This window comes from Flavobacterium sp. ENC, from assembly GCF_020991415.1.
Taxonomy (GTDB): Bacteria; Bacteroidota; Bacteroidia; order Flavobacteriales; family Flavobacteriaceae; genus Flavobacterium.
On the sequence record NZ_JAJMOY010000006.1, the window covers coordinates 185740 to 201944 of the forward strand.

At 38.8% G+C, this 16205-nt stretch carries 11 protein-coding genes; all 11 read left to right on the forward strand.

Annotated elements, in window-relative coordinates; all coding sequences use genetic code 11:
- Positions 1-101 precede the first annotated feature (101 nt).
- Complete coding sequence (locus LPB89_RS16855) at positions 102-1541, forward strand: glycoside hydrolase family 28 protein (protein WP_230702854.1); 1440 nt, start codon at positions 102-104, stop codon at positions 1539-1541.
- A 36-nt stretch (positions 1542-1577) separates the two neighbouring features.
- Entirely contained in the window at positions 1578-4682 is a 3105-nt protein-coding gene (locus LPB89_RS16860; RefSeq protein ID WP_230702855.1) for a TonB-dependent receptor, read from the forward strand.
- Between the two features lie 12 nt (positions 4683-4694).
- Positions 4695-6368, forward strand: a complete 1674-nt coding sequence (locus LPB89_RS16865) for a RagB/SusD family nutrient uptake outer membrane protein (RefSeq protein WP_230702856.1) — start codon at positions 4695-4697, stop codon at positions 6366-6368.
- Between the two features lie 97 nt (positions 6369-6465).
- A complete protein-coding gene (locus LPB89_RS16870) occupies positions 6466-7401 on the forward strand; it encodes an alpha/beta hydrolase (protein ID WP_230702857.1) in 936 nt (311 codons plus the stop codon).
- 11 nt (positions 7402-7412) lie between these two features.
- The gene (locus LPB89_RS16875) at positions 7413-8378 is read left to right on the forward strand and encodes a DUF4861 family protein (protein WP_230702858.1); all 966 of its coding nucleotides are present in this window, start codon (positions 7413-7415) and stop codon (positions 8376-8378) included.
- A 4-nt stretch (positions 8379-8382) separates the two neighbouring features.
- Positions 8383-9606 (forward strand): glycoside hydrolase family 105 protein, encoded by a 1224-nt coding sequence (locus LPB89_RS16880; protein ID WP_230702859.1) that lies wholly within the window; start codon positions 8383-8385, stop codon positions 9604-9606.
- Positions 9607-9624: 18 nt separating this feature from the next.
- Positions 9625-10845: a glycoside hydrolase family 105 protein gene (locus LPB89_RS16885; protein WP_230702860.1), complete on the forward strand. Its 1221-nt coding sequence runs from the start codon at positions 9625-9627 to the stop codon at positions 10843-10845.
- Between the two features lie 22 nt (positions 10846-10867).
- Positions 10868-12088: a glycoside hydrolase family 105 protein gene (locus LPB89_RS16890; protein WP_230702861.1), complete on the forward strand. Its 1221-nt coding sequence runs from the start codon at positions 10868-10870 to the stop codon at positions 12086-12088.
- An 80-nt stretch (positions 12089-12168) separates the two neighbouring features.
- A complete protein-coding gene (locus LPB89_RS16895; RefSeq protein WP_230702862.1) occupies positions 12169-13767 on the forward strand; it encodes a glycoside hydrolase 43 family protein in 1599 nt (532 codons plus the stop codon).
- A gap of 6 nt (positions 13768-13773) precedes the next feature.
- Positions 13774-14760, forward strand: coding sequence for a pectinesterase family protein (locus tag LPB89_RS16900; protein ID WP_230702863.1), 987 nt, complete (start codon positions 13774-13776; stop codon positions 14758-14760).
- 20 nt (positions 14761-14780) lie between these two features.
- Positions 14781-16130, forward strand: a complete 1350-nt coding sequence (locus LPB89_RS16905) for a glycoside hydrolase family 28 protein (RefSeq protein WP_230702864.1) — start codon at positions 14781-14783, stop codon at positions 16128-16130.
- The last annotated feature ends 75 nt before the right edge of the window (positions 16131-16205 follow it).

The following is a 16205-nucleotide window of genomic DNA, read 5'->3' on the forward strand; positions in this document are numbered from 1 at the left end:
TCTAAATAAATTTGGTGCAGTCAAACTATTTTTTTACTTTCGTGTAATCGATTACATAAAAGGTTGCATTTACTGGCCTCAAATCATAAAATTTTCTTTAAATGATTACAAATAAGTCTATAACATTAAAAATTACAGCCGTTTTAGGTTTGGTATTCCTGCTTTTTTTGTCTTGTGCGAAACAGGTTTCCGGTATTTCTGAAGCCAATCCGTGGAAAAAAATGGATTTGGTTATCAAAAGCATCCCTTTAACCCATTTTTCTGATAAGACTTATAATGTAAAAGATTTTGGTGCGGTAGCAGACGGAAAAACTTCTAATACGCCGGCTTTTGAAAAAGCAATTAAAGAATGTGCCAAAAAAGGTGGTGGAAAAGTACTGGTTCCAAACGGAAAATACCTGACTGGCCCGATACATTTAGAAAGTAATGTGAATCTGCACTTAGAAGATCAGGCAGAAATTCTTTTCAGTACAGATGCAAAGGAATATCCTTTGGTTCATACTTCATGGGAAGGAACAGAACTGATGAATTATTCACCTCTTATATATGCAAAAAACAAAACAAATGTTGCGATAACCGGTAAAGGCACTCTTAACGGTCAGGCCAATAGTACGAACTGGTGGATTTGGTCAGGAGGTAAAAACTATGGCTGGCAAAAAGGAATTCCGTCGCAAAATGATCCGACAAACCGTGAAGTTTTGATTGATATGGCTGAAAAAGGTGTTCCGGTCTCCGAAAGGATTTTTGGGGAAGGACGTTATTTACGGCCTGGTTTTATTCAGTTCTTCGAATGTAATACCGTTTTGATAAAAGATGTTACCATTATTAATGCCCCTTTTTGGGTTTTACATCCCATAAAATCAAAAGATATGATTATCGACGGCGTAACCGTAAACAGCCACGGACCCAATAATGACGGTTGTGATCCCGAATATTCCCAAAATATAATTATCAGAAACTGCACCTTTAATACAGGAGACGATTGTATTGCCATCAAATCGGGGAGGGATGCAGACGGAAGAAGAGTCGCTATTCCCAGTAGAAATATCATTGTTCAGAATTGTAAAATGATCGATGGCCATGGCGGAGTCGTGATGGGTAGTGAGATATCTGCAGGTGTCAATAATGTTTTCGTTGAAAATTGCATTATGGACAGTCCAAATCTTGACCGGGCGATCAGAATCAAAACCAATTCGAAACGCGGCGGAACAACAGAAGATATTTATGTCAGAAATCTAAAAGTAGGAACCGTAAAGGAGTGTGTTTTATTAGCAACCATGACCTATAATGTATACGGAGGCCAGGAAGGGAATTTTATACCTGCCATCAGAAATATCAGCCTTGAAAATATCAAAGTGAAAAACGCGGGAAAATATGGCATTCTTGCGGATGGTTATGCATCATCCCCAGTGGAAAATATTACGTTCAAAGATGTCGTAATTGAAAAAGTAGATTCGGTCTATTCGCTTAAAAATGTAAAAAACGTAAACTTTATAAATACTTATATCAATGGAAAAAAAGTAGAATCAATTAAAAACTAAAAAAAACTATCAATTAACCAAACTATTAAACAAACTATGAACATTAAAGAACTATCAAAGAAAAAAATAAAATACAATGTGGTATTTTTATTTTTCCTGAATTTCCTGTTGAGTAACGCAGTAAGCGCTCAGTCTACTGTGATTGAGGGGAAAATTACAGATGCGACAGGATTATCACTTCCGGGAGTAAATATTCAGGAAAAAGGAACTAAAAACGGAACTTCGACGGATTTTGAAGGGAGTTTTAAATTGAATGTTAGCAGTAATAAAGCCATATTGGTTATTACCTATTTGGGTTTTCAGACGCAGGAAGTAAGTGTAGCCGGAAAATCTAAAGTAAATGTAAGCCTTGCCGAACAGTCCAACTCCTTAAATGAAGTGGTAGTGGTAGGGTACGGAACCGTAAAAAAGACAGATTTAACAGGTTCGATCAGTACTATTAATGCGGCAACGATTACCGAAAGAAATACCACCAGTGCCCTGGAAGCCATTCAGGGAAGCACACCCGGGGTTAGCATTACATCTTCTTCAGGACGTGCCGGTGACGGATTCAAAGTGGTAATCAGAGGAAATAACTCTTTGGTAGGATCTTCTCCTTTATACGTTGTAGATGGTGTTCCGGTTGATAATATAGATTTCCTTAATCCACAGGATATTTCAAGAATGGATGTTTTAAAAGATGCCTCTTCGGCCGCGATTTACGGTTCAAGAGGAGCAAGTGGTGTTATCATTGTAACCACAAAAAGCGGTGCAAATGTAAAATCAGGAATCAATGTAACATTTGATTCTTCTTATGGTACAAGAGAAGCAGCAAGACTTCCGAAAATGATGAACGGTGAAGAGTGGTGGAAATTTCACCAGGTAGCTTATATGAGTGCAACACCGGCAACTCAAACTCCGGCACAACTTGCCACATTAGCCGGAAATCAAAGTCCGCTATTAGTATCAAGAGCCAACAGCGGTTACAATTTTGACTGGGCAGATGCTGTGCTTAAAACGGGTATGACTCAAAATAACTATCTGAATGTTTCAGGACGTTCTGATTCGGGTTTAAGCTATAATTTAGGTTTCGGAGTGCAAAGCGACGAAGGACTTATTGACAACGATTCAACCGATAAATATTCTTTTAAATTAGGATTAAATCACAAGATAAACGATAAATTCACAACTGGTGCAAACATTACTGTTGCCAGAGTTTCAACACAACTGGGAAGTGATTTAGCCATGCAGGACGCTTTCAGGCTTAGTCCGTTAATGTCACCATGGGCTGTCGATGCTTCTGGAAAAGAACAAGTAGGAAATTTATTTTTTCTGCCAGGAAAACTAACGTATCCTGATGGTTCGTGGGCAATTAATAAAACCAGTGCGGTTAACCCGTTAATGGAGATTGCCAATTCTTCCCAAACCGAAAAAACATGGCAGTCTGTTGGTAACGTATTTTTTCAATACCAGCCCTTAAAATGGCTTTCCTTTAAAACCACATTTGCGGCCGGAATAGAAAATACCGTAACAAGCACAGGATATGGTGCACAAACCAATGCAGGGGTTACCTTAAATGGAAAAAACTCAGCATCTATCAAAAACTTCAACAATTTCAATTACACCTGGGATAACCAGATTGATTTGAAAAAAACTTTTGCGGAAGTACATGATTTTAGCGTATTGTTACTACAAAGTTTGTATTCGAACACAGATGAAACTTCTTATTTGTATTCTAACAATCAGCCTTTTAATACAGGTTCTAATAATATGGGATCCGGAGTTCAGACCAGTTATAACATAAGTTCGGGCTATCAAAAAAACACATTGAGCTCTTATGCGGTTCGTTTGAATTATACCTTTAAAGACAAATATTTATTAACGGCTTCTTCCAGATGGGACGGATCATCTGTTTTGTCGGAAGGCAATAAATGGCAGAGTTTCCCTTCTGTAGCTTTAGGATGGAAAATCAACAAAGAGTCGTTCTTGGAAAACAGCACTGTCATTTCAGACTTAAAACTACGTGCCAGTTTAGGATATACCGGAAATGATAACGTAGCGCCTTATACTTCTCAGGCTTTATTAAACCAGCAGACATTTTATGCCAACGGGGCAAATGTCGTAGCGGGATGGCAGACAGAAAATCTTGCTAATCAGCAGCTGACCTGGGAAAAAACGAGAGAACTTAACTTTGGACTTGATTTTGGGTTCCTGAAGAACAGAATTTCAGGTAGTGTTGATGTGTATGACAGATTATCTGATAAGTTAATTTACAAACAGGAACTACCTCTCGAAGCAGGATATAAAAATACTTTTTCAAACGTTGGTTCTGTAAGCAATAAAGGGGTCGAGGTTTTATTAACGACTAAAATTATTAAAAGTGATTTCGTAAACTGGGAAACTACTTTTACCTTCACTAAAAACGTAAATAAACTGGAATCAATTTACAATCAGGATCGTGTTAGTGATATTGGAAATAAATTAATTTTAGGATCAGAATTAAATCCTAATTACAATTATGTATATGATGGGGTATGGCAGGAAAGCCAGAAGACAGAAGCAGCAACTTATAACATGCTGCCTGGTCAGGCAAAACCAAAAGACCTGAATAATGATGGTAAATTTAATAGTGATGACAGAACGGTAATTGGAAACGCAAATCCGGATTGGCAGGGAAGTTTATATTCTAAATTAACAGTAGGGAATTTTGATTTTAACTTTTCGGTACTGACAAGTCAGGGACAAACCGTTTTGAGTACTTTTCACCAAAACTTTGCTGATGTAAGCGACAGAGGACGTCAGAAATTAGCAATGGATTACTTTATTCCAACAAACGGAACAGGCATTGAGTCGAATGCTAATAATACAAATCCAAGACCAGGGCCGGTTGCAACTGGTGCAGGAGCGTACTGGACTTCATTATTCGGGTATTACAGAGATGTTTCTTATGTGAAAATTAAAAATATATCTTTGGGGTACACATTCAATACAGAGTTATTAAAAAGACTTAAAATGAGCAACCTGAGAATTTATGTAAATGTTTTAGATCCATTTGTATTTACAAATTTTGACGGATATGATCCGGAATGGGCAGCATCTTCTTTTGGGGTAAATCGTCCGGCATCAGTGACTACGCAGTTGGGAATAAGTGTTAAATTTTAATTAAGACATCAAATGAAAAAAATAATTATATTAGTAGGAATAATTCTAACGGCTTTAAGCTCTTGCAGCGATTATATCGAAGAAGAAAGCCTTTCGAACGTACCGGCAGATCAAACCTATAAAACCGCATCCGGATTTCAGTTATTGGTAAACTCAAATTACGCCTGGTTAAAAAGTATTTACGGAGGAAATCCGTGGTTGTTTGAATCAGGAACAGACATGTACGCTGAGGGAAGAACACCGGAACCGGCAGGTTTAAGCCAGTACACGCTTTTAATCCCGACAGCAGATAACGTAGCTGATTTGTACCGTCCTTGTTATCAGTTGATCCAATCGGTAAATAAAACAATTTACTATTCGGGTATTACAGAACAGACTTCGAACTTAAATACTTTAGTGGGAGAAGCCAGATTTTTAAGAGCACAGGCCTATTTTTTACTGGTGCAGACTTATGGTGGCGTTGCCATCGTAGACGAGCATATTACAAGCCCGGTTTTATCTTTTCAAAGAAATAGTGCCGAAGAAGTGTACACAAAAATTATCGGAGATTTAGACGCTGCCTTAGCTAGTGTCGGCACTGCTGCCTACAGCACTTCCGGAAAAGTAAACAAAAGAGCCGTAAACGATTTACTGGCTAAAGTCTATTTAACCAGAGGATACGAAACATTTGGTAAACCGGATGACTTTACAAAAGCAGCGGCTTATGCTGACGCGGCTATAGCCGGACAAACTTTAGGTCTTGCTTTCGATCAGTTATTTAAACCCGGAAACGATTTAAATGCAGAAACGATTTTTTCTGTTCAGTACGACAAAGCGTCAACAAGTACAGATCCGACAAAGTTAGGGAACAACCAGTTTTACTATTTTGGTCCTTATTTAGGGGGAGCAGAAACAGGAGCGCCATTAAGAAGCTACAACTTATGCCCGACAGCTTATGCTTTAGGTTTATACGAGAAAGGGGACAAAAGATGGGATGCTACTTTTATGACTGAAATTCTGGAAGGTCCGGAAACTAACAACGGACAGACTAAAACAGTTCTTTATTATCCATACTATAGAAGTGCAAATCCAGCTGCCTTAAAAGTGAGACATTTTTACGAGCCAAAATGGTTTACACCTGCAGACAGGTTGGCCTGGGAAACGGCTAATGCATCCAGAAAAGCATCGACTTTCGTGTATCATCCATGGGGAGAATATGATGCAGCACATACCTTAATCGATAACCGTGACTGTTATACAATACCTGTAAAGAAATTTGATGATCCGGATCCGACTACACCATCCAGTACAGGTCCTGTTAGTACAAGAGATATTATTGTGGCCAGATTGGGTGAAACGTATTTAATTGCTGCAGAAGCCTATTTAAAAGCAGGGGTACCAACAACAGGTTTAGACCGTTTAAACGAAGTGAGAAGAAGAGCCGGAGTAACCAATGCAACAATCGGACAATTCAACATCGATTATATTTTAGATGAAAGAGGAAGAGAACTGGTGGGAGAATACAAACGCTGGTTCGATTTAAAACGTACCGGAACATTAGTGGCCAGAGCTTCAGCGTATAATTATAAAATTAAGGCCGCAAACTTTGTTGGCGTAGGCGGACAGTTGAAAATTTTAAGACCAATCCCTCAAACGGCACTGGACTTAAATCAAAATAAAGATTTTCCACAAAATCCTGGATATTAGTAATTTGTAATTTTGAAATATTAGTTTTTTTGAAGCAGTTAAAAAGGAGTCTGAACATGGTCAGGCTCCTTTCTTAACTGAAATTGAGAAATTGAAGATGAAAAAAATAGTAGTACTTTTAGTCTTGTTTTTAAAAGTCATCGATGCTCGAAGTCAATACCTTGCAGATACTTCGTACACCGTAAAAAGTACCTATAGCAAATTAATAAGTTCGTATCCCTTTATCACAATTGCCAGGGCAGAAAAAAATTTAAATGTCAATCAGCTGAATGATGTGGTTTATGACCAAAGAAAAAGCAGGGACTTACATTTTGATGCCTTTTTAAATAAAAACAAAAAATTAAATCCCGCTGTAATCCTCATTCATGGAGGAGGCTGGAAATCCGGGAATAAAAACCAAATGCACGAGCTGGCACAGGAAATAGCTTCAAAAGGATATTCTTGTTTTGCCATCGAATACAGATTATCACCGGAAGCAAAATATCCGGAAGGGATTTATGATGTAAAAAATGCGATCCGGTTTATAAAAGATAATGCAAAAAGATTCCGTGTAGATCCGGACAAAATTGCGGTTTTGGGATGCTCTTCGGGCGGACAAATGGCAGCTTTGATCGGTACAACAAATGGAAATCCGGCTTTTGAGGATGAAGCAAATAAGAGCAATTCCTCTTCAAAAGTAAATGCAATTATTGATATAGACGGCGTTCTGGCTTTTAAACATCCTGAATCAAAAGAAGGGGAAATGGCCGCTTTTTGGCTCAATGGTACTTATGATGAAAATCCGGAAAACTGGAAAAAGGCCTCGGCTTTAAGTCATACAGACAAAAATACGCCACCTGTACTTTTTATAAACAGCAGTTTCGAAAGGTTTCATGCCGGAAGGGACGATATGATTGCCATTTTAAATCAGAATAAAATTTATAATGAGGTTAAAACAATAGAAAATTCACCACATTCCTTTTGGTTTTTTCAGCCCTGGTTTGATGAAACAGTGACCTGTACAACACAGTTTTTAGATACAATTTTTAAATAATTTACCCTATAATGAAAGCAAAAATTAAAATAGCAGCCTTATTCCTGTTAGGTTTTACTGCCGCAAATGCCCAAAAATACGATATAAAAACTGCTAAGACCTATGCTGAAATTTCAGCCAAAACAGATGGAAAATGGGAAGGCCGAAAATATATTGGCGGTACAGTTTTTAAAAATACAGATAAACTAAAACTGTCCCCCGAACATACCGATCACTCCTTTGATATTCGTTATGAAGGCCCGGGATGGGAAAGTAACAGAATTGGATACCGTTTGTATTTAGACTGGAGAAATGCGATTGACATTTTCGGAAAGAAAACTTCGGAGAATATCTTACCCAAAGTAGGGCAGGATAATTTCGATTCGTACCACGAAATGAGCGATTGGGGAGCAGATATCCTGAAAGCCGGAAAAGGAATCGGAATCGGATCCATCGATCGTTACCTGAACAAGGAGAAATTACACTTCCGTGAAGTCGATTCAACAATCGCTTATGTGAGCAATAAAACCAACGAATCGGTAGTAAAAATTGATTATTACGGATGGAAAACAGCGGCTGATAAAATCAATTTCACCTCAGAACTGACCATTAAACCGGATCAGCTATATACACAGCATACCATAAAAGCATCCAAAGCCATTCAGGGAATTTGTACCGGAATCGTCAAACAGAAAAATACAGAATTGCTTAAAAAAGAAAGCAAAAATAAAAAATGGGCTTATCTGGCCACGTACGGTCAGCAATCATTAGTCCCGGATAAACTTGGAATGGCTATTTTCTACCAGGTAACTACAATCGCGAGTATTGAAGATACGGATTTAGATTATTTGTTAGTATTCAAACCCACAACCAAAGCGACTTCATTTTACCTTTTGGGCGCCTGGGAACAAGAAGTAAACGGAATTAAAACACAGGAAGAATTTGTAAAATACCTGAACGAAAAATTAGAAATACTAAACAAAAAAGGTAAAATGTAAGCGTATGTTTAAATCGGTCTGTATAAAAATCAATTTTATAAAATGCCTAGTTGTTTTACTGCTGATTGTTAGTGGTAAAACAACGGCGCAGCAGCAGTATGATTTAGAAAAAGGGGGTATTTCCTATCAGTTAAAATGGTCAGAAAGAACAGCACTTTCTATTTTAAATAAATACCCAAACGCCTGGCAGCTGGATGGAAATGACAAACCCAAGTGGGATTATAAAATGGGTTTCGTATTGTCCGGTTTTGAAAAATTATATCAGAAAACAAACAACAAAAAATACCTCAATTACATAAAAGACTACATTGATGAAATGATCGACAGCACCGGAAACCTTAAAAAATACGATCTCAAAGAATACAATATCGATTATTTAAGCCCGGGAAAACTGCTGTTTAATTTATACGATCTGACAAAAGATGCCCGCTATCTGAAAATTACGGGACAATTGAGAAATCAACTCGAAACCCAGCCGAGAACACCAAGCGGAGGATTCTGGCACAAACAAATTTATCCGGACCAAATGTGGATTGACGGTTTGTATATGGGCGAGCCTTTCTACACGCAATTTACGGTAAAGTATGAAAAAGGGAGAAGCTTAGACGATATTGCCAGACAATTTGAACTGGCACAAAATAATATTACAGATAAAAATACCGGTTTACAATATCAGGCCTGGGATGAAAGCAAAGCAATTGCCTGGGCCAATAAACAAACCGGAACCTCGCCAACCATCTGGGGACGCGGAATTGGCTGGTACATGATAGCTTTGGTAGAAACTTTAGAGTATTTTCCGAAATCACATCCAAAATACAAAGTATTGGTCGGATACCTGAATCAGGTTGCCAAAAATGTAAACGAATACAAAAGCCCGGAAGGCTTGTGGTATCAGATAGCAGATAAACCTCAGTTATTTGGCAATTATGTTGAACCCTCCGCTTCAGGAATGATTATTTATGCCTTTGCAAAAGGGGCTGACAAAGGATATCTGCCTTCATCCTATAAAAAAACAGCCCAAAAATCATTTGAGAGTTTTGTAAAAGAATTTGTAAAAGTGGATAAAAAAGGAGAAATAACTATTCTGAATGTTTCTTCGAATGTGGGTCTGGGAGGAAAACCGTTTCGCGATGGCACCAATGATTATTACCTTACTGCAAAGACAAAAGAAAATGGGGCAATAGGCATTGGGGCATTTTTGTTAAGCGCAATAGAGTTGAATAAATAACCGTAATACGTCTTCAGAATGATACGACATAAAAAGAAAAATTATTGTATTGCTGTCCTGCTGATAGGTCTTGCCCTGTTGCCCTGCGATAAAATAACAGCACAGGAAACTTCAAATCCGGCAGTTGTCATTTCCAAAGATTTGAAATGGTCCGAAAGAATGGCACTTTCGATACTAAAAAGAGATCCAAAAGCCTGGCAAATCGATAATAACGAAAAAACCAAATGGGACTATAAGCTGGGATTGGTGATGACTTCTTTTCAGAAACTTTACGAAGCAACCGATAATCCGGTTTATGCCAATTACATAAAGGACTATGCCGAAACAGTTATCAACAGCTCAGGGGAAATTCTGAACTATAAACTGGAAGATTATAATATAGACAATATCAATGCCGGGAAAATGCTTTTTGATCTCTATGCCAGAACAAAAGACGATCGGTATCTGACAGCGCTAAAAACGCTCAGAAAACAGCTGGAAACACATCCGAGAACAAATTCCGGTGGTTTTTGGCATAAAAAAATCTATCCCAACCAAATGTGGCTCGACGGTCTTTATATGGGAACTCCTTTTTATGCGCGCTATACGGCAGAGTTTGAAGGAGGAAAGGATTTTGATGACATTGCAAAACAGTTCGAACAAATTCAGCTGCATACACTGGATCCCAAAACAGGACTTCTTTTCCATGCCTGGGATGAAAGTAAACAAATGGACTGGGCGAATAAGGAAACAGGAACTTCACCCAATTTCTGGTCGCGATCTATCGGCTGGTACATGATGGCTTTGGTGGATGTTTTGGACTATATGCCCAAAGACCATCCGAAACGTAAGGAATTAATTCAGTACTTAAATGAGATTGCCAAATCGGTTGCAAAATATCAGGATCGGACCGGGCTTTGGTATCAGGTTACCGATTCCGGAAAAAAAGAGGGCAATTATCTCGAAGCATCAGGATCTGAAATGTTTGTGTACGCTTTCGCGAAAGGAGCAAACAAAGGCTATCTGCCTGCCAGTTATAAAAAACTGGCCAACAAAGGTTTCGACGGCATAATAAAAAAATTAATTACTGTTGATGCCGATGGCGAAATTCACATCACACAGGTATGTGCCAGTGCAGGATTAGGCGGAAATCCCTATCGTGACGGTTCGTACGAATATTACATAAAAGAGAAAATAAAAACAGACAATTCCCATGGACTGGGGCCGTTTATTCTGGCCGCACTGGAATTAAAAAAATAATAGAATTTAAATATATTTTGAAATGAAAAATAACAGAAAAAAAGCATTTGTATCGGTTGTAATACTTGGACTTATGGTTTTGACAAGCTGTAAAGTAACCTCTCAGGTACCGGCAAATAAGGATATCGTTATTTCTAAAGATTTAAAATGGTCCGATAAAATGGCTTTGACCCTGATGAAACGTCATCCTCAGGCTTATATGATCGACGATTCAAAAACAGCCAAATGGGATTATGTACACGCCTTGGTTCTGCATTCCATCGAAGAATTATATAAAAAAAATCCGGATCCAGGATACAAAGCCTACATAAGAGGTTACGTAGACACACTGGTACAAAATGACGGCAGTATTAAAACCTATGAATTCGATAAATATAATATTGACTTAGTGGTGCCGGGCCGTCTTCTTTTTGATATTTATGCTACTTCAAAAGAACAAAAATACCTTACAGCCTTACAATCCATCCGCAAGCAGCTTGCCGAACAGCCACGTACAAAAAGTGGCGGATTCTGGCACAAACAAATTTATCCGAACCAAATGTGGCTGGACGGTTTGTATATGGGAGAGCCGTTTTATGCACAATATACCGTAACCTTTGAGAACGGGAAAAGCCTGGATGATATCGCAAAACAATTTGAGCTGATTCAGTTGCATGCAACAGATCCAAAAACAGGATTATTATACCACGGCTGGGATGAAAGCAAAGAAATGCCCTGGGCAAATAAAGAAACAGGAAACTCTCCAAATTTCTGGTCCAGAGCTTTAGGATGGTATGCCATGGCTTTGGTAGACGTACTGGATTATTTCCCAAAAGACCATCCAAAACAAAAAGAACTGGTTAAATATTTAAATAACGTTTCAGCGAGTTTAGCCAAATATCAGGACAAATCCGGCTTATGGTATCAGGTAACAGACCAGGGCGCAAGAGAAGGAAATTACCTGGAAGCATCAGGATCGTCAATGTTTGCGTATGCTTTTGCAAAAGGAGCCAACAAAGGATATCTGCCTGCAAAATATAAAAAACTGGCAAACAAAGCTTTCGACGGCCTCACAACACAACTGATCAAAAAAGTCGATGAAGACGGCGGAATTACCTTAACCCAGGCTTGTCAGGTGGCAGGTTTGGGAGGAAATCCATATCGTGACGGATCCTACGAATATTATGTAAACGAAAGAAAAAAAGACAACGATCCCAAAGCAACAGGCCCTTTTATTCTGGCAGCATTGGAATTGAACAGATAATAAAAAAACAACACTTTTTGGTTGTATAAACGGGACAGGTTTTTAAAATCTGTCCCGTTTATAGAAAGTTAATAAAAAGAATGAAAAATTTTAAAGCCCTTTTTTTTCTGTTAGCCGTATTTTCGATACAACCGAATTTCGCACAAGTGTGGATTCCGGATAACGGAGATGGAACCTACACCAATCCGATTATTCATGCCGATTACTCAGATCCGGATGCGGTTCGGGTAGGGGATGATTTTTATATGACGGCTTCTTCTTTTAACTGCATACCGGGATTACCGATTCTGCATTCCAAAGATTTGGTCAACTGGAAAATTATCAGCTACGCACTGGCCAAACAGCCTCCATTCGAAACCTATGATAAAGTGCAGCATGGGAATGGCGTTTGGGCACCGAGCATTACCTTTCACAACAATGAATTTTATATTTATTACCCCGATCCTGATTTTGGAATTTATATGATAAAATCTAAAAAAGCCGAAGGACCCTGGTCGGAACCGCTTTTGGTGAAAGCAGGCCTGGGACTTATTGATCCAAGTCCTTTATGGGATGATGACGGAAAAGTATATCTGGTTCATGCCTTTGCGGGAAGCCGCGCGCAAATTAAAAGTTTGTTGGTAATTTGTACCATGAATACGGAAGGGACCGTGGCGAACAATGATGAAGTCATGATAATTGACGGACACGAGAGTGAAGGCACCATTGAAGGTCCGAAGTTTTACAAACGAAATAACTACTATTATGTTTTTGCTCCGGCAGGAGGCGTTTCTACCGGCTGGCAAACCATTTTAAGGTCAAAAAATGTCTGGGGACCTTATGAGAAGAAAAAGGTTTTAGAACAGGGAAAAACCAGTATAAACGGGCCTCATCAGGGCGCCTGGGTACAAACCCAAACAGGTGAGGACTGGTTTATTCATTTTCAGGACAAAGGCGCTTACGGCAGAATTGTGCACCTGCAGCCCATGAAATGGGAAAACGACTGGCCCGTAATGGGACGGGATTTGGATAAAAACGGGATCGGAGAACCGGTCACTACTTTCAAAAAACCTAATGTTGGAAAAAAATACCCAATCGAAAACCCGGCAGCATCAGACGAGTTTAATTTGCCTGCATTAGGACTGCAGTGGCAATGGCAGGCCAATTCCCGGATTCATTGGGGATTTCCAACCAGTTCAGGATATTTAAACTTGTTTTGTATCAACAGTAGTAAAGATGAAAAGAGAATTTTTGAGGCTCCGAATTTGTTGCTGCAAAAATTTCCTGCCGAAGAATTTACGGCGACCACCAAACTCACTTTTAATGCAAGATTAGACGGAGAAACTACCGGACTTATGATAATGGGTTTGGATTACAGTTATTTATGCCTGAAAAACAATAATGGCAAATTATACTTAAATCAGAAAACAGGAACTTTTGATAAAACAGTTTCAGAAACAGAAACAAAAGCTGTTTTGGTGGAAAACAATACCATATACCTAAGGGTTAAAGTTAAAAAAGGAGGAATCTGCAGCTTTTCGTACAGCTCAGATGATGTAAAATATCAGCCCATTGGTATCGATTTTACAGCCAAAGAGGGAAAGTGGATTGGCGCCAAATTAGGTCTTTTTGCTTTAAGCCAAAAAGTTACGAATGATTCCGGTAATGTAGCTGTAGATTGGTTCAGGATAACGAAATAAAAGAAGATGATTTCATTAAAAAAAATAACACTGCTTTTTTTAGTGGTTACAGGTTTTGCAGCAATCGCTCAGAACACCAATAAAACGGGTGCGAATAAGGAAACTATTGTAGCTCAGGACGGTTCCGGGGATTTTACAAAAATTCAGGATGCCATAAATGCGGCTCCGTCATTCCCGTATGAAAAAGTAACCATCCGCATCAAAAACGGAACCTATACAGAAAAAGTCAGAATCCCGGAATGGAATACGCATCTGGAACTGATTGGAGAAAGTAAAGAAAACACCATTATTACTTTCGATGATAATTTTTCGAAAATAAATTTAGGAAGAAACAGTACTTTTCATACCTATACGGTTTTGGTGGAAGGAGATGATACTTCACTATCCAATTTAACCATAAAAAATAGTTCAGGCGATAATGGTCAGGCAATTGCTTTGTCAGTGGTGGCCAATCGCGTGCAGGTTTCAAATTGCAGGCTACTGGGAAATCAGGATACGTTGTACCTGTCAGGAGAAAAAAGCAGGCATTATTTTAAGGATTGTTACATCGAAGGAACAACCGATTTTATTTTTGGAAGCGCTACCGCTTTATTCGAAAATTGCGTGATCCACAGCCTAAAAAGCTCCTATATTACCGCTGCTTCAACTCCGCAGGGAAATGATTTCGGTTTTGTATTTAAAAATTGCAAACTGACAGCCGATCCTTCCGCAACAGCCGTTTATCTCGGAAGGCCTTGGAGAATTTATGCCAAAACAGTGTATCTGAATTGTGAGATGGGCAAACAGATCAAACCGGAGGGCTGGCAAAACTGGTCCAAACCTGAAGCGGAAAAGAATACTTTTTATGCCGAATACAATTGCAAAGGCGAAGGATATCAGCCTGGCAAAAGAGTTTCATGGTCGCACCAGCTTTCAAAAAAAGAAGCTGAAAAATATACCACAGAAAATATCCTTAAGGACAGTGTACCGAACTGGTTTTCCAGACAAAAATAGTTTTCACAAAAACAAAACATATGAATTTCAGATGTCTTCTTTTTCTAGTAATTTCATGGACTTCCTTTGCCCAGCAAATGGATTTTCCAACTGCAGAAGCAGCTGCGATTGTCAATAGGATCCAGTTGCCTGTTTTTCCCTCGTATCAGGTAAATGTTTTGAAACTGGGAGCAAAAGGAGATTCTGTAACCAATAATAAAGCCTTTTTCGACAAAGCAATGGCCTTGTGTAAAAAGAACAATGGCGGAACCATAATTGTGCCCAAAGGCATTTATAAAGTAAACGGCCCTATTCATTTTGTAAGCAATGTCAATCTTAAAATAGAAAGGGGTGCCAAAATTAAGTTTAGTGATAATCCCAAAGATTATTTGCCAATGGTGCTGACCAGCTGGGAAGGAACCATGCTGTACAATTACAGTCCCCTAATTTATGCTTACGAATGTTCGAATATTGCCTTAACCGGCGAAGGAACAATTGACGGCGAAGGAGGTACTACCTGGAAAAGTTTTAAGGCCAAAGAAAATGAAGGCAAAATTCGCAGCCGTGAAATGAATCACAACAGCGTGCCGCTGAACGACAGAAAGTTTGGGGAAGGTTATTTTTTACGCCCGCAGCTGATTCAGTTTTTTAACTGTAAAAATATCCTGGTTGAAAATATCCGTATTGAAAATTCACCGTTCTGGTGTCTGCATCTGTTGAAATCAGAAAGTATCACAATTCGTGGAATAAGTTATAAATCACTGAATTACAATAATGACGGAATTGATCCGGAATACGCAAAAGATGTTTTAATTGAAAATGTAAATTTCGATAATGGTGACGACAATGTGGCCATTAAGGCAGGCCGGGATCATGAAGGAAGAGCCAATTCGGCTACTCCAAGTGAGAACATTGTGATTAGAAATTGTAACTTCAAAGGACTTCACGGAGTGGTTTTAGGCAGCGAAATGTCTGCCGGAATTCAGAATGTGTATGTAGAAAATTGTAAAACTGTTGGTTATCTGAAAAGAGGGATTTACATAAAAACCAATGCCGATCGCGGCGGTTTTATAAAAAATATCTTTGTCAATAACCTGCAACTGGATGAAGTAGAAGACTGCCTGTATATCACAGCCAATTATCACGGGGAAGGAAGCGGTTTTCAATCGGACATATCAAATGTTTATTTTTCGAATATCACCTGCAATAAAGCCACAGAATCAGGAATTGTAATACAGGGATTCCCGGAGAAAAAAATCAGGAATATCTCTTTAAGCAACATCGAAATAAAATCGGCAAAAAACGCCCTGTCAAATGAAAATGCCGAGAATGTGCTTATGACTGATGTTTTTATTGGTCAGCGGGCGACTGTTCCTTCGGCGGCTAAATAGGTTTTTTGGAGGCTCAGAGGCTCAGAGGCTCAGAGGAACAAAGGAACAAAGGAACAAAGGAGCAAAGCTTTGTGT